Origin of the sequence: Coprococcus sp. AF51-11b1, from assembly GCF_027682785.1 — a bacterium.
Lineage (GTDB): Bacteria > Bacillota > Clostridia > Lachnospirales > Lachnospiraceae > Allocoprococcus > Allocoprococcus comes.
The window spans coordinates 120,602-136,085 of sequence record NZ_JAQCZB010000003.1 but is presented as its reverse complement, the minus strand read 5'-3'; the positions used below and the strand labels follow the sequence as shown (position 1 = coordinate 136,085).

Here is a 15,484-nt window from a genome sequence, read left to right as displayed (position 1 = left end):
TTATGAGTATAAGAATAGACGATTTAACAGTAACATTTAAAAATGGAGTGACAGCGGTAGATCATGTGGATCTGGAAATCTCACATGGGATATTTGGTCTGTTAGGTGAAAATGGTGCAGGAAAAACAACGTTGATGCGGGTGCTTACAACGGTGCTTGCACCCACAAGTGGAAAAGTTCTGTTAGATGGTACGCTATATTGCGAAGCAAATTACGAAAAGATACAGAAAAAGATTGGGTATCTGCCACAGGAAATTGATCTGTATCCGTCTTTGACTGTTCGAGAATGTCTGGAGTATATGGGAGATCTGGCTGGAATTGAGAAAAGAGAAAGCAAGAAAAGGATTGATTACTATCTGGAGAAGACCAGTCTTGCAGACCATCAGAAAAAGAAAATGCGGCAGCTTTCAGGTGGAATGAAGCGAAGAGTCGGATTAGTGCAGGCATTACTCCATGAGCCGGATTTTTTAATTGTGGATGAACCAACAACAGGGCTCGATCCGGAGGAACGCATCCGTATCCGTAATTTACTGGTAGATTTTGCAGAAGAACGCACCGTATTATTTTCAACGCATGTGGTGGAGGATCTGATGGCAACCTGTAATCAGCTTGCGGTTATGAAAAAAGGCAGATTCCTGTATACAGGAACAATGAGGGAATTATTGAATAAGGCAAGAGGGCATGTATGGGAATGCTGTACAGAAGACGAAAGCCTTGCAAGAGAATTAGAAAGAAAATATCATATTTCCAGTAAGCAGTATACGGAGGAAGGAATTAGATTAAGACTGTTAGGGGAGAATATGCCGTTAGAAACTGGATGTATAGCGTGTGACGTAACTTTGGAAGATGCATATATCTATGTAACCAATCGATAAACATTGTTAATGAGGAGTGAAAGCAAAATGCTAAGAAAAGTAGGTGATGTCATGGGAAAGTGATGATCCTTACCATTTCTGATTCCGAGGAGGAAATTCTGTATAAGATTAAATCTGTGCTGGCTTGTGAAGGAGCGATAGAGGTGGTTGAGATTGAAAAGCAACAGCAGCTAGTATTCCGAGATTTAGAAATAGATCAGCTTCAGCGAAAAGTGACAAGGGTAGGAAAGCGCATAGATCTTACCAAATACGAATATGACCTGCTTTTTTATCTGGTCTCATCCCCCAATTGGGTATTTACAAAAGAACAGATTTACCAGCATATTTATGAGGATGCGGAGTCAGAAGTGGATAACCGTGTCTATGGGTTAGTCAAGAATCTGAGAAAGAAAATAGAAGAAAATCCGGAAGAACCGCACTACATAGAAACGATACGTGGTGTAGGCTACCGGTTCCGGGCATAAAAAGAGCCGTCCAGAAATGGGCGGCTCGAAGTCTTTAAACAACAGATTCTTTTGTTGCCTGTTTATAATTACCGGCAGCATCGTAATCTCCGGAGAGGAGCAGCTTCTGGCGAAAGTGTTCCAGTTTGATCTTGAAGCGTTTCCCATCCTCGACAGTTGTAAGCATGGTAAGGGCTTCGATCATTCCCTGAAGATATCCGGTCAGCAGGTAATATCGGCAGGGTTCTTCCGATGGTGAGATATTGGACAGAGTTTCTTCCAGATGTTCCTGACGTTCCCTGAGCCATGCATCCCAGACATCCAGTTCCAAATCAGTCATGGTGTTCCTCCTTCAAATCTGATAATGTTGTAACTGGTTAAGATATAAAGTTTCATGCACATTTTCCTCCGATTTCTGTATGCTTGCTAAGATAAGGATTTGTAAATTCGAATATGGTGATGTCATCCTCATCCAGCATAAGTCGTAATTCTTTTAGTGTGTCTGCCGGATATCCGCAGTCCCGAAACCGATTTATTACATCCTGTTCGGATGCAAACGGTTCTCCGTCTTCCAGTTTTTCCCCGATGATGATACCGGATGGAGTTACCAGGCTTTCCTCATATAAGCGGATACAGTACCGGTCAGGAAAGAAAATGTGAGCGGCATCTGTGTTGTAGTAGATCCGTTCTCCAGGCTCCATGCTCTGCATCACAAAGGAAAGATGATATGCTGCAGCGATTGCCTGATATGATTCGTAAAGCGGTGACCAGGCAGTTGATAAGGACAACAGAATATACGTATCATTCCATTCCATGTAGCTGACATTTCCACGAAGAGATATTCCGGTGGAATCTATTTTCTTGTGGGAAAATAAATTGCCAATCCAGCATAAATCAGGATTCTGGTTCAGAATGATGTAGGTTTCCAGATCCTCCCACAAGTCATATAGTCCTTCCGGATTTCCTTCTGTATAAAAGATTACATCATCACAGCAGATATTTGCCATTACACATCCACCTCCGTTCCAAAAGTTTCACCCATATTCTGGTTGGAAACCGTAAGGTTTACAGGGGATAAGGTGCCAGTGGCAAGCCGTTGTTCGATTGCATCAATCACCTGATCCAGCGTGTCATTGTAAGCTACATTGCAGTCTTCCAGTCGGAGAAACTGCAGGTATGCTTCATGAAGAAGGTTTGGATCATCATGCAGCGTTTCATATGGAAGGTTGCAAAGTCCGATTCCTTCCTCCAGACGTTCCAAGGAGCGGCGGATGAAGTCACAGGAAATAAATTGTTCCCGGTAGATGTTATAGGCAGCTTCAAACTGGTCATAAGTCAAAATAAATGAGACTTTCTTGCAAGGATTAGATGATTGTTCTTTCATGGTAAATTCCTCCATTCATACTATAATTGACTGGTGGTACGGATTCTCTTTGTTCGGGAGTAAGATGTACCAGCAGTTTCCAGTGTAGGTCAATCTCCCGATGAATCCAGGTATCATTTTCATAAACTGCGTGTGTCAAAAGGTTATAAAGAATCGGTTCTTTTTCTATATCATCCAGATCTGCGACTAGACAGGTAGCCTGATTCACGTAGGGCCAGAGTGCCTGTTCGACCATATGGCGTAGTTCCAGTATCAGAGGATACATCTGTCCTACATCATAGGTTTTGGACATGCAGGAGCTGATTTTCTTCAGCATCCCGGAAGTTTGTATCATCTGGTTGATGACGGCACATTGTTCCGCTACATCCGCATCCGGATTCAGGACCAGCCGGTGGAGCAGTACAGATTTCGCATAGGCAGAAGCGGTCAGGTTGATGTTTCTGACCAGTTCTTCATACGGCTGCTTATACTGTGTCTTCAGCACTTCCAGAGGCACATGTTCCCGGTTCTTCTTTAAGGTGGAGAGGAGCCCCGAAAGGCAGCTCTCCAGTTCTTCCATTCTTGTCAAGCACACATCGCCTCCATCTCCATCGGAACACGGGTGTAGCTGAGACGGTAAATACTGTTGCAGGTCTCAAATACCACACCGTTTTCGGATACTTCCAGAATACTCTGCACCGGACTGGTAGCAAAGGTCTGGTTATAACTATAGATCCACGCCCGTTCTCCCAGATGGAGGGGCAGGGACAGGATTCCGGTGAGGACATATTCTTTCTTTTGGGTGGTGTGTAAGGTTATATTTGTATTCTTCATTGATTTCACGCTCCTTTCCTTACTTAATTTTGTTTGCAATTACGGCAGCGACCAGTTTGGCGCATCCCAATTCCATCTCGGATAAGTGCTGTCCGGTTCTGGAACAGAGAAGAAGTGCCAGCGGTTCTTTGCATTCCCTTAAAATCGGGAAAAAAGCACAAACCGGCTGACGGGCGTTGGATACCGGGTAGACAGGGCAGTTCTCAGCAAAGATCTGTTCCTGGCCGCCCACAACCAATTCGGCGAGTTCTTCTGTAACGGGAGTGCCTTCCGGAAGATAGATGCCCGCAGATACGAGGATGTGATTCTCACTGCAAATTGCGATACCACAGTGGATGACACTGTAGAGGACGGAAAGATAGGAAGACATTTCTTCTTTTCCATTTAGGCGAGCGGGACATTTTCGTAAAAGTAGCTCCGTGCCCACATTTTCTAATTCCAGTGCATCGCCGTCTGATAGCTTCATTTGTTTCCGGATTTCTGCAGGGATGACGATACGCCCCTGAGAGTCCATAGTCCGGATGAGTGTAATATTCATAACTAAAGTCTCCTTTCTTAAAAAGAGGAGAAGCAGCAAAGTACCGCTTCTCTTCTGAAAATTTAGGCAGCGTAAGGCGGAGCCTGTGCTGTCTGTTGCATTTGACTGTTCTGCTGGTCTGCCAGCATCCGTTTCCCGTTATTGATCAGTGATGCAGCAATCACCGTTTCCCAGTTGGAAATATAGGAATCCGTCCGCTTCAGAAGCGTGAACAGATCCATGTCGGTAAGCTGGATGGCTGTCGTCTTTTCGGACTGGAAGCTGCGTGGCTGCATGTAGGAACCACCGTTCTTATTCTGTGCTTTGATGCCTTTCCCATTTACAATCTGGATTTTCCATGGGCTTTTCATAGGCTGCCCTTTGGAATCATAGGGATGTCTGGAGATATAAAACATCTGGGCTGTGGAATAACCGTTCTGATCGGGATTGCCGTAGATCTTGCTCTGGCTCCATTCAAATTCCTGAAAACCGGAAGTGATCCGGGTTAAGAGGAACTGGATCTGTTCCGGTGCCAGGTTGAAACGGGTGATGATATTCCGGTCTCCGGTACCGTTGGAATAATCCTGAATGGTGATGCAGATTAAAGAATGTACTTTATGCCCGTTTTCCTGATATTCCCCTTTGGCATGTAGCTGTGCATAGTTGCCGAGTGGTGCGTAGCGGAGCCGGTCATAAAAGGCAATGAGTGCCCGGTCATTCTGGATCTTGCAGATCTGGTCGGTAATCCGGTTTTGATAAGTTTCATTCATGAGTATTCACCTTCCTTTATTTGAGATGCTGTTTGACAAGCTGTGCCATATTCTTTGGAAGCTCTTCCAGTTTCGTGATATCCAGGAATCCGTCCTTGTAAATCCTGCGGATATTTTCCTTATCGTCACCAATGGCAGCCGCAAACAGGATGACATCCCGTTTTTCGTATTCTTTCTTGATGCCCCGCAGATCTGCCTCTGCTTCCGTTCCGCTGTAGCCGTAATCGGCTGGCTGACCGTCAGAAATCAGGATCAGCAGCTTCTGAAGCTCCGGGCGTGTGCACAAATGCTCTGCTACGAAGCGGAGAGCTGCGCCGTCCCGGTTCCCGTTGCGGTCGCACATATCCATCAGCCGGTAACAGTCCTCATTGTCCACAGAATCAAATTCTGCATAGGAGTAAAGAGCAACGCCGCCTGCATCCGTGGAATGCCCGTAAATGGTGATAGGGATACCGAGGCTTTTACAGAAATCATAAAGGACAATGGCAGTCTTTCTTGCATGTGTCATCCGGTCACCCCAACCCATCGAACCACTCTCGTCAATCAGGAGGGCAACAGCCAGACGTTTTTCCTCTCCTGGAAGTCTGGTTCTGGTAAAGATGGTTCCGTCTGTCTTATAGAGAGCATGGGAGTCCAGACGTTTTCCAAACAGGAGATTCTTCTGCTTTCCGCCTTGCTGTTCTTCTTTCAAAAGCGGCAGGATGGTGCTTTGCAGCTTTTTGGAAGCCCGCAGGAGCGGGGGAGCAACTGTCTGGTATTCATTCTTCAGGTAATCGGAAACACTGGTCAGGCGATGGATGGTAACATGGATGCCTGCATGGGCATTGCCGTAATGAATATCATTGGCTGTTTTCTGCAGTTCCTCGGTCAGTTCCGTCTGACAGTCTTCCTGCACCTTTTCTGCAGCCACATCGTTCAAGATCCGGAACAGATCCTCTGCAGCATGCTCATAGCCGCTGCCCTGATACTGACTGACATAAGTGACGCCGGGGTTGTTTTCATCCAGAATGGTATTGGTCTTTGTAAGAGCGATGCGCCCGCCTTCTTCCGAAAGCACCTGTTTGGCTTCCTCTATAGCATCCTCTTTGGTACGTGGACCGGAAGGAGCATTGCCCTCATCATTCCCGCTTCCTTTTTGGGAAGCTGGTTTGATATTCTTTGGAATGGCACCGCTTTTTCCGGTCGGAAGAGGAGCGCCGCTGCTGACTTCATCCCCTAGAAGATCTTCCAGAGCATCGGCAGCGGAATCCTCGCCATGCATTTCCAATTCCTCCCGTGTTTTTTCGATGAGCGGCTGGATATAGTTCCAGGTCAGGGCTAAGAGCGCATTGGAAACCAGCATCCGGTCAGTGCCTTTTTCCGATTCCATTGCCGTATCCAGAAGATCGGTACAATCGGAAATGGTATCCAGATAATCCCCCTGATAGCCGGTGGGATTGTTGATGTTTCCGGTCCGGCAATAGGAAAGGATCAGGTTGGCAATGATGGAAAATGGCTGGTATTCTTTGTCAATTTGTTCCTGTATGGAAGGAATCTGTTCGGACATACGCAGGTTATTGAGTTCAATCCCCTGTCGGAAGGTGCCGTGGAATTCCTCACACATACGGTCTTCAATATGGATGTCTTCCAGAATGTTTTGAAAAGTTGCGGCGCATCGTGCCAGTGTCAGGCATCCGGCTTTGTCCTTTTCTTCTAACACTTCTTTGATCTCCTCCAGTGCTGTCTGATAAGCTGGAAGGGATAGCTCCGGCTCCTTCGGATAGAAGGAACCGTTTTCCAGACTCCTCAGATGAACAGCGTGGGCTGTGAAATCAGAATAGAGTAAGTGCCCCACTTCATGCCCGGTGAGCCCTGTCAGGCTCTGGGAACGTAAGAAACGGGTGGGGAAAGACTGGGTGATCGGGTTCGCTGCGTTGAGATGTACCTTATAATTGTCGGTATATGCAACGCCTGCCTGTTCGGAAATGTCCCAGTCCAGCAGTACCTGCAGTCCATACCGGTAACGTCCGGTAACGGCTCTGGCAAGGGAGGTCTGGTACTTCTGATAGGCAGCGGAGAGGAATAACTCCTCATCCGCAATGGAATCCTCTTTTGCCCGGATTAGTTTCTTTAAATTTCTTTGGCTGTGATTCACGTGATATTCTTCCTTTCTTTTCTTAGATTTTTTGTCAGCAGTTCCTCCATCGTGCAGCCGTAATACACAGCAAGGCGAAGGACGGCATAAGCCATCGGGGAGGAGTTTGCATTTTCATAATTCATAATGGTTTTCGGGGGAAGATTTAAGATTCTGGCAACTGCCTTTTGTGATAACTTCGGTGTTTTGGCTTGCCGGAGATAAGACAGATTATCTGCCAGATGCTTTCGGATCTGGGCTTCTGTGAGTGCTGCTTTTCTCATAGGCGTGTCCTACGCAGCAAGCACAGTATCCAGACAGCTTTCTTCCACTTCCGTACGGTTCTCAGCATCGGCAGAGGCAGAGGCAAGCACCGTGTAACGGGCCGCTTCCCGGATATCCCCGCAGACCATGTAGGACTGCACCCAGGAAATCAGCTCCCTCATGCCACAGCAGCCATCTGTAATGAGATTTTCCCGGCAGTAGACAGCCATGGATTTGACAATGCGTGTCATCAGACGTACCGTTTTTGCATCCTTGCATCCGGTAACAGCCATGGCACGTTCTACCTGTGTATCCTCATCCGGTTCATCCAGATCAATCACAAGGTTCATTCGGGAAATGACAGACTGGTTCATCTGTTTACAGCCTGCATAGTCATTGTTTGTGGTGATTACGATGGTCGTATCCGGATGACGGTGGATGGTTTCTCCGTTTGGAAGATATACGCTGTTACAGCGGTCTAAAAGGGAGTTAAGTCCAACCAGTACACCGGGATTAGCAATGACCGTAGGCTCCTGTATCTCAAGAATATACCCATAGCGGATGGCTTCGACTAGAGGCGTATCCACATACTGGAAGTTCTGTCCGGAGGTGTGTTCCTTATAATAGCTGTGCATTTCATCAAAAATCGTATCGATCAGCTTCTGGTAGGTGTCCTCGGCAGAAATTTCTTCATCATAGTTTCCGGTCAGCTTCTGATAGGCACCGGAGGGATCTAACTGGATTTCCTGAAAAGACGGGTACTGCCGCTGAAGCCGGGTGCGTTTTCCGTCCACATCCGGAAGAATCTGACCTAAAAGGTCGAATACCTCTGTATTTGCGGAACAGGTAATGCAGCGGTAAGGAAGGTGAAGTGCGGAAGCAATGGCTTTGGCTCCTTCGGTCTTTCCGGTACCTGCCGGTCCCCGTAAAAGAAAATTCCGCATCGGCTGTGTGGTATCCGTTGTCAGTTTTGCGTGTTCGCAGATCCGTTTGATTTCCGGAGGGATGATGTACCACTCTGCCAATGTCGGAACAGATACCTCCTCTTCCGGAGACAGCCTTCGGGATGCGGTCAGGATAAATTTCCCAACAAAATCATCTCTGGAAATGGCTGCCTGTGCTTTCTTAAATCCACTTCCTGGACGTAACACCTGAAAGTCTCCATGGAGCACTTCGGTTGGTGCATAGACCCCCTTCTGGATATTTAACGGTTTGATCAGCGACAATACGCCGTTTGCCGGAAGGTCAATCTTAACACCACCGGTCGGGAGACCTGATGCATAGCGGGTTCTCCGGTAAATGTTGTCGCAGAGAACGGCTGCTGTTTCCGCAGCGGCGTCCAGATCGGGATAACCGTTGTCCCGGTGCGCTTTTAATTCCTGATACTTTTCATTACACTCTTCATCTGCCAGAAAAACCGGCATCAGTGCGAACAGCAGAGCCGCACCGGACTGTTTGGAGTCTTTAAATTCGTATTTTTCCGGTGTGCTTTCCACATCCGGCGGAGGAGTATAGCAGCCTCCGTAAAACTTTCCGTTTAGCTGGTTGTAGACAACCACCTGAAGATCACCGGTTTTGCTCGGATATTCCGCCACAACAAAATTGTTGGATTGGGTACCGACCGCCCCAAGCTTTTCCGGCGGGGTACTGCCAACCGGGTTTTCCAGCTCCAGATAAGCAAGGACTGCCCGCAGGGTAGCTGCATGAAGCGTGGATTTTTTCCGTGGCTGAGTACAGTATTTGGATGCAATGTCATCAAAGATTGCATGGTCCGTATAATCCTCAAATGGTTCCGGGAGTTTGCGTTTGAACCCCCAGGTTGCTACGATGTTATTTGCCATGATTCGTTCCTCCTTCTTATGAGATCCAGGACAGTTCCAGTGCCTGCTCGGTCTCTTCTGTGGTCAATTCATCTTCAGTAAAAATCTCCGTCAATTCGCCCCAGTAATCTTTGGGCGGGAAATGTTCCAGCTTTCCCCGGACTTCCGGTTCAGTGCCGTTCAGAATATAGACATCTCCCTGCTCGTTGATAAACAGCTTTTCATAGCCCCTTGCCTGTAAGTCACCGACCAATTCCATCAGTAGCGGTTTCCCAATCAGGGAATACCATGATTTGGGATTAACGGCTGGTCTGGAATCCGGATTTCCTTCTGACGGTTCCTTTTTATGTAAGGATTCAATGGTCATCATCTGAAGCGTCAGACTGCCACGGGCATCCATGAGAATTTCCGCAAAATTATAACTTCCGGTATTCCGTGTGCGAATCCGTAATGGTTCCCCATCCAGTATCTGGGAGAGCGGTGGTTCTTTCACAAAATCCCATGTGGCATCCGGGAAGGCTTCCTTGAGCTTTCCGGTAATCTGGAATTTGATCTGTCTCCAGAGAATGGTTTCCAGATCAGGTGTTCCTTCCAGATGACGAGTTCTTTCTGGGCGTTTTCGTAGCTTATGCTCCCTGTTTTTCAGGCGTTCCGTGAAAAGCGGGAGAAGATAACTGAACAGCGTGACTCCGATACCGATCAGGGCAATGCCTGCAATCAGAAGCCGGTTGGCATCCTGTGGTACGAAAAGTGCTGCAAGAAACAGTACAAGCACGACAAACTGTAAGAATTTTTTTCGATTTGATTTTTTCATGAGCTGATTCCTTTCTGATTCATGATTCTTAGACAAGCCCGGAAGCTGGATGGGAAATCGCCGCTTCCGGACATGAAAAAGAGGAACTGCATCATCACAAAGATGATAAATGCAATTCCTCAACATAGGGTTCCTTGAGAGTTAATAGGGCAACTGGGATGCCATCTGTTCCGGCACATTTTGAAAGCCGTCAGTTGGCTGACTGCCCGGCATACCTCCGTAATTTGGCATTCCGGTATAACTGCCCTGCGGCGGGTAGCTACTCTGTGGCTGACCGGTTCTGTTTGGAGGAGCCTGATACTGTCCGCCATTTGCAGGAGACGCGTAGGCACCGTTAGCTGGAGCCATTCCCTGCTGTGGATAGCCGCCAGGCATTGCCTGATTCTGGTAGCTGCCATTGGGATTTCCATGCATTGGGTAGCTGCCATTGCCGGCTGCACCGGGCGTTGCCGCACCACCATTCGGCTGGCTGTTCTGGTTTGCACCCGGATGTCCGGTATTGCTGTCAGAACGGTTGGATGGTACAAAGTGCCAGTCCTTGACATTGATCCTCGGACCGGCATTTGCCTGCCCCGCATTCTTTCCTTTCTGATAAATGAACGGATGAAGTTCCAGATCACCATAGATCATCAGCCCGGTTCCTTTCTTTACGCCTGCTTTTGCTAAGCGTTCTGCAAGGAACTTGTTAAAATAGCACTGATAGTAAATGGTTTCTTCCTTTCCATCCTGGCCTCGCTGTGAAACTGCAATGTCCAGAGAAACATATTCCGTACCGGAATTTTTCCCTTGCTGCATCTCAGGATCTTTTGTGGGCCTCCCTAAAATTGTTAAAATTGCTGACATAAAAATTCTCCTTTCTGCCTCTTCGGGCGTTAAAATAGATTAAAATAAAAAAAGTGCCATTATAGCACCGTATAAAACGGCAGTATAATGACACGATTTTCCAAACTTAAACTGCATGTGCTTCTGGAGGAATGGTCCAGACTCCCATGACGGGATAGCACAAAAACTTAAATACAAGATTATATTACCACAATATATAGCGTATGTCAAAAGAATTAGAACTATATATAGCATATGTAGACGAGGTGGAAGGATAATATCAAAAGAATTTTGGACATAGTTATAAAAGTGCAATATAATATTGTTTAAATCGGAAAATGGAAGGATGAGAAAAATGGAGCAGAAAAACAGAATTCTGATTGTAGAAGACGATACGGATATCAATAATCTTTTATATACGGCATTACAGAAAGCAGGGTATGAGACGGTACAGGCTTTTTCCGGGACGGAAGCGAGGATGCTGTTCCAGATGGATAAGGCGGGCTTTTCTTTGATTCTATTGGATCTGATGCTTCCGGGAATTTCAGGAGAAGAGGTGCTTGCCCAGATCCGGAAACAGGGCAATACGCCGGTTATTGTCCTGACAGCCAAAGACGGATTGGATGAAAAAATCGGGCTTCTTACCAGTGGGGCAGATGATTACATTACAAAACCGTTTGAGATACAGGAGGTGCTTGCCCGGATTCAGGTTCAGCTCCGCCATATGCAGCAGGAGCCGGAACATAAAAGCGTGTCATATAAAAACCTGGAACTGGACCGTGAGCGCTTTGAAGTCCGGATTGCCGGAGTGCTGCTTCCCAAAATTACAAAGCAGGAATTTGCAATTCTGGAGCTTTTACTGGAGCATCCGAAACAGGTCTTCAGCAAAGAAGAGATTTTTGAATATGCGTGGGATGAACACTATATGGGAGAGACAAAGACACTGGATGTACATATCAGCAATATCCGGAAAAAGATAAAAGCAGTAACGCAGGAGGAATATATTGATACCGTATGGGGAATCGGCTACCGTCTGCATTCTTAATCTTTACTCTTTTTTTACTATTTATTTGCGTTTGATTAGGATTTATCCGATATGATAACAGCAGATAAGAAAAGGAGATGAAAGCATTGAGTGAATTGTTATTAAGTACAAATGGATTGACGAAGCAGTATGGTCATCATAAGGCAGTGGATAAAGTAAACCTTCACATAAAAAAGGGTGCTATCTATGGATTTATCGGACGGAACGGTGCGGGAAAGACGACCTGCCTGAAGATGATCAGTGGACTTGCAAGACCGACAGCCGGAGAGATTGAGATGTTCGGGTGTAAAGGAAAAGAACTGGAGAGGATTCGTTCTCGTGTGGGGTGTCTGATTGAAGCACCGGGGCTGTATGGCAACATGAATGCATATACAAACCTGAAAATAAAATGTGAATTGTTTGGTATTCGGAAAAAGGGATACATCGAAGATATCTTAGAGACGGTCGGGCTGGAAGGTGTCGGAAAGAAAAAAACGAAACATTTTTCCCTTGGAATGAAGCAGCGTCTCGGAATCGGGCTGGCACTGGTCGGGGAGCCGGATCTCCTGGTTCTTGATGAACCAATCAATGGGCTTGATCCCCAGGGAATTGCAGAGGTGCGTGACACCATACAGAGACTGCGCGATGAACGGAATATGACGATTTTGATATCCAGTCATATTTTAGAGGAATTATCTAAGATTGCAACAGATTATGGAATTATCCATAATGGAAGTCTTCTGCAGGAGCTGACAAGCGAAGAACTGATGAAACGCTGCAGTGAACGGATTGAAATAGAGTTAGTCCATCCGGAGCAGGCGGTTCCGATTCTGGACAGAATGGGATTTACCAACTATCAGGTTACAGATAAGAGCCATATCCACATATTTGAACGATTGAATGAAAGCGCCAATGTCAATATGGAGCTGGCAAAAGAAGGAATTTTGGTCAATGGAATTTCCATTACCAGTGAAGAACTGGAAACCTATTTCTTGAATCTGACAGGAGGGAATCAAAATGCTTAATATGATAAAAATGGATCTGTACCGGATGGTCCGGACAAAAAGTATGTATGTGGTATGGATTGTGATGGCGGCAGCTATATTCTTCTCCACATCCATGTCGAAACTGGATATTGATACGATGAACAAGGAAGCGGAACAACAGCAGACAGAAAGTATTGCAGAAACAGTGGAACCGGAAACCATCAATATGGGAATGTCCGTATTCCTGCCGACACAGCCGGGAGAAAAAGTAACGGTCTTTGATCAGGTTTATGCAAACCTGCAGGCGAAGTTTGTGGCGTTGTTTCTGGTGATTTTTACAGTGCTGTTTTCCAGTGCGGATATAGGAAGCGGTTATATAAAAAATATCGGCGGACAGGTAAGGAGCCGGAGAAACCTGATCTTTTCCAAAGCTACAGTGTTGTTTGTGTATACGACTGTTACCATGCTGATTTATTTTATCCTTCAGATTATTGCACAGCAGATGTATTTCGGATATCTGGAGTGGGGGAATGGAAGCGAGCTGCTGAGATACTTTGGTATTCAGATTTTGCTTCATTATGCACTGGTACTAATCAGTATGGCGATTGCGGTGGTTTTGAACAGCAACGTGTTCAGCATGACGATTGTTATCTGCCTGTGTATGAATACCATGATTGTTTTATACGGAGTGATCAATCATTTGATCCAGAAGGCAGGCGTGGAGAATTTCCAGATTTTGAAATATACAGTGACAGGAAAGATTGCACTTTTATCCATGTCACCGACCAATAAGGAATGCCTGACGGCAGTTGTGATTGCGGCGGCGTTCGGAATCGTGGTTACATTACTGACAGGATGGGTATTCAGAAAGAGAGATATCTAAATGATAAAACTAGGGTTCGTGCTATTGATAGCAGTGATACTGGTACAGGGAATGTTATTTTGGAAATACCAGCGGCAGGTGAAAGACATCTGCCGCCAGTTGTCGTTTCTGATGAAGCACGACAGCAACATGCTGATTACCAGAGAAATGGATTTGGGAGGCATTGGTGAGCTGGCAGATGTTTTAAACGAATGGCTGGAACTGAAGCGAAGGGAAAAGAAGGAATACTTGAAGAAAGAGGAGATGATTTCGGATACATATACAAATCTCTCACATGATATCCGTACTCCTTTGACGTCCCTTGACGGATATTTTCAGTTAATGGAAACCTGTGAAGACCAGGAAGAGCAGAGACGGTATATGAAGATCATACAGGAGAGAATCGGCAGCCTGAAAGAAATGCTGGAAGAATTATTTACTTTTACAAAGCTAAAAAACGATTCCTTCCATCTGGAAATGTCATCTTGCTGTATTAACAAGATTTTGAAAGATACCATATTTTCCTATTATGATGAGTGGACGGGTAGAGGAATTGAACCGGAGATACAGATTACAGAGAAATTGCTGTTTATGAACGGAAACGAACAGGGAATCCGGAGAATCCTTCAGAATATCATAAAAAACGGACTGGATCATGGGGAGAAGAAAATCAGTATTTCACTGGAAGAAGTTGAAAACAGCATTCGGATACAGATAAAAAATCAGGTATGTCATGTGGAAAAAATAAATGTAGATCAGGTGTTTGAACGGTTTTATAAAGCGGATGAAGCACGCAGTAAGACTTCCAGTGGCCTCGGCTTATCAATCGCAAAAGAGTTGGTACTCCGTATGGAAGGAAAAATCAGTGCCCGGATAGAAGGGAATGATTTCTGTGTGGAGATTGTGTTTCCAGAATAGAAGGAATCTTCTTGGACAAGAAGAATCTATTATTTGACAAATTATTTCCAATATGTTATATTCATCTCAAGCAAAAAAGGGAGTAGCTGAACGCCTCGAAAGAGGTGGTTTTGTAACCGACAACCGGTATCGAGAGATACCCGTAGCAAATAAGATAGCAAGACTTTTATTGTGGCAGAGGTCATGATAGGAGTCTTTTTTTATTATGAAATATAGAAAATCTGCCGCAATAGGCTGCTAAAAAGAAAGAGAGGATAAACGATGAGTAACGAAATGATGAAACGGGAAATGCAGGAAGCAGTACAGGCAGGGGAGCGGGCACTTCAGAGCCTTTACGCAGCAAGGGATAAGTTGGGAAGTGCGAGAAACTGGGGCATTTTTGATATGCTTGGAGGAGGCTTTATCAGTGACCTTGTGAAGCATTCTAAAATGAATGACGCATCTGCGTTGATGGAACAGGCGAAAAGCGATATTCAGCGTTTTCAGAGAGAATTAAGAGATGTGCAGGTTTCCTTGGATCTGCGCATGGAAATCGGCAGTTTCCTTTCCTTTGCGGATTTCTTTTTGGACGGGCTGGTGGCAGATTACATGGTGCAGAGTAAGATTGCAGATGCAAGAGAACAGGTGGATGATGCCATCAACCGGATAGAAACAATACTTGCTGATGTGAAAAATCGAATGAATGTGGAGGTGTAGCATATGGGATGCCTGGGAAATGTGTTGTGGTTCGTGTTTGGCGGCGCAGTTAGCGGGCTAAGCTGGTGTCTGGCAGGCTGCCTCTGGTGTATTACCGTTGTGGGGATTCCGGTAGGGATGCAGTGCTTTAAATTTGCGGCGCTTAGTTTTTTCCCCTTTGGAAAAGAGGTGCAGTATGGTGGCGGAGCTGGTTCGTTCCTTTTGAATATCATCTGGCTGATCGTATCTGGTCTGCCTCTTGCACTGGAACATCTGGCAATCGGTGTAGCTATGTGTGTAACGATTATCGGTATCCCGTTTGGTTTGCAGCAGTTTAAGCTGGCGAAACTGGCATTGATGCCGTTTGGTGCGGAGGTGTATTAA

20 protein-coding genes are annotated in these 15,484 nt (G+C 45.9%); 8 read left to right on the top strand and 12 right to left on the bottom strand.

The features are described 5' to 3' along the window. Positions 1-2: 2 nt before the first annotated feature. Positions 3-875 (top strand): ABC transporter ATP-binding protein, encoded by an 873-nt coding sequence (locus PGY05_RS04705; protein ID WP_117718928.1) that lies wholly within the window; start codon positions 3-5, stop codon positions 873-875. Between the two features lie 143 nt (positions 876-1,018). After that, complete coding sequence (locus tag PGY05_RS04700) at positions 1,019-1,339, top strand: winged helix-turn-helix domain-containing protein (protein ID WP_243111592.1); 321 nt, start codon at positions 1,019-1,021, stop codon at positions 1,337-1,339. 34 nt (positions 1,340-1,373) lie between these two features. On the opposite strand, the gene PGY05_RS04695 is transcribed toward PGY05_RS04700, so the two are convergent. From PGY05_RS04695 to PGY05_RS04640, 12 genes are all read right to left on the bottom strand, one after another. Then, positions 1,374-1,658: an elongation factor Ts gene (locus tag PGY05_RS04695; protein WP_117470414.1), complete on the bottom strand. Its 285-nt coding sequence runs from the start codon at positions 1,656-1,658 to the stop codon at positions 1,374-1,376. 52 nt (positions 1,659-1,710) lie between these two features. Beyond that, complete coding sequence (locus PGY05_RS04690) at positions 1,711-2,325, bottom strand: hypothetical protein (RefSeq protein WP_117470413.1); 615 nt, start codon at positions 2,323-2,325, stop codon at positions 1,711-1,713. Beyond that, positions 2,325-2,702 carry a hypothetical protein gene (locus PGY05_RS04685; RefSeq protein WP_117470412.1) on the bottom strand — a complete coding sequence of 126 codons (378 nt, stop codon included), beginning with the start codon at positions 2,700-2,702 and terminating at the stop codon, positions 2,325-2,327. The genes PGY05_RS04690 and PGY05_RS04685 overlap by 1 nt, the downstream gene beginning before the upstream one ends. Continuing rightward, on the bottom strand, positions 2,683-3,261 hold the full coding sequence (locus tag PGY05_RS04680; RefSeq protein ID WP_117470479.1) for a hypothetical protein: 579 nt from the start codon (positions 3,259-3,261) through the stop codon (positions 2,683-2,685). Before PGY05_RS04680 ends, PGY05_RS04685 begins: the two co-directional genes overlap by 20 nt. 5 nt (positions 3,262-3,266) lie before the next feature. Beyond that, positions 3,267-3,515, bottom strand: a complete 249-nt coding sequence (locus PGY05_RS04675) for a hypothetical protein (RefSeq protein WP_117718927.1) — start codon at positions 3,513-3,515, stop codon at positions 3,267-3,269. A gap of 19 nt (positions 3,516-3,534) precedes the next feature. Next, a complete protein-coding gene (locus PGY05_RS04670) occupies positions 3,535-4,053 on the bottom strand; it encodes an AbrB/MazE/SpoVT family DNA-binding domain-containing protein (RefSeq protein ID WP_117470410.1) in 519 nt (172 codons plus the stop codon). Positions 4,054-4,115: 62 nt separating this feature from the next. Then, on the bottom strand, positions 4,116-4,802 hold the full coding sequence (locus tag PGY05_RS04665) for a hypothetical protein (protein ID WP_005333468.1): 687 nt from the start codon (positions 4,800-4,802) through the stop codon (positions 4,116-4,118). 16 nt (positions 4,803-4,818) lie between these two features. Beyond that, positions 4,819-6,936, bottom strand: coding sequence for a vWA domain-containing protein (locus PGY05_RS04660; RefSeq protein ID WP_270475425.1), 2,118 nt, complete (start codon positions 6,934-6,936; stop codon positions 4,819-4,821). Further along, positions 6,933-7,199 carry a helix-turn-helix domain-containing protein gene (locus PGY05_RS04655; protein WP_005333471.1) on the bottom strand — a complete coding sequence of 89 codons (267 nt, stop codon included), beginning with the start codon at positions 7,197-7,199 and terminating at the stop codon, positions 6,933-6,935. The genes PGY05_RS04660 and PGY05_RS04655 overlap by 4 nt, the downstream gene beginning before the upstream one ends. A gap of 9 nt (positions 7,200-7,208) precedes the next feature. Further along, positions 7,209-9,020: an AAA family ATPase gene (locus PGY05_RS04650; protein ID WP_005333473.1), complete on the bottom strand. Its 1,812-nt coding sequence runs from the start codon at positions 9,018-9,020 to the stop codon at positions 7,209-7,211. Positions 9,021-9,036: 16 nt separating this feature from the next. Beyond that, complete coding sequence (locus PGY05_RS04645) at positions 9,037-9,813, bottom strand: hypothetical protein (RefSeq protein WP_022415111.1); 777 nt, start codon at positions 9,811-9,813, stop codon at positions 9,037-9,039. Positions 9,814-9,954: 141 nt separating this feature from the next. Next, a complete protein-coding gene (locus tag PGY05_RS04640) occupies positions 9,955-10,656 on the bottom strand; it encodes a single-stranded DNA-binding protein (RefSeq protein WP_117980470.1) in 702 nt (233 codons plus the stop codon). 325 nt (positions 10,657-10,981) lie between these two features. Between PGY05_RS04640 and PGY05_RS04635 the strand changes: the two genes are divergently transcribed. From PGY05_RS04635 to PGY05_RS04610, 6 genes are all read left to right on the top strand, one after another. Then, positions 10,982-11,680, top strand: a complete 699-nt coding sequence (locus PGY05_RS04635; protein ID WP_005333481.1) for a response regulator transcription factor — start codon at positions 10,982-10,984, stop codon at positions 11,678-11,680. A gap of 77 nt (positions 11,681-11,757) precedes the next feature. Further along, the gene (locus PGY05_RS04630) at positions 11,758-12,684 is read left to right on the top strand and encodes an ABC transporter ATP-binding protein (RefSeq protein ID WP_117980468.1); all 927 of its coding nucleotides are present in this window, start codon (positions 11,758-11,760) and stop codon (positions 12,682-12,684) included. After that, positions 12,677-13,528 (top strand): ABC transporter permease, encoded by an 852-nt coding sequence (locus tag PGY05_RS04625; protein WP_173785607.1) that lies wholly within the window; start codon positions 12,677-12,679, stop codon positions 13,526-13,528. Before PGY05_RS04630 ends, PGY05_RS04625 begins: the two co-directional genes overlap by 8 nt. Beyond that, a complete protein-coding gene (locus tag PGY05_RS04620) occupies positions 13,529-14,425 on the top strand; it encodes a sensor histidine kinase (protein WP_173785606.1) in 897 nt (298 codons plus the stop codon). A gap of 261 nt (positions 14,426-14,686) precedes the next feature. Further along, the gene (locus PGY05_RS04615; RefSeq protein ID WP_173785605.1) at positions 14,687-15,121 is read left to right on the top strand and encodes a hypothetical protein; all 435 of its coding nucleotides are present in this window, start codon (positions 14,687-14,689) and stop codon (positions 15,119-15,121) included. A 3-nt stretch (positions 15,122-15,124) separates the two neighbouring features. Next, entirely contained in the window at positions 15,125-15,484 is a 360-nt protein-coding gene (locus PGY05_RS04610; protein ID WP_173785604.1) for a YccF domain-containing protein, read from the top strand.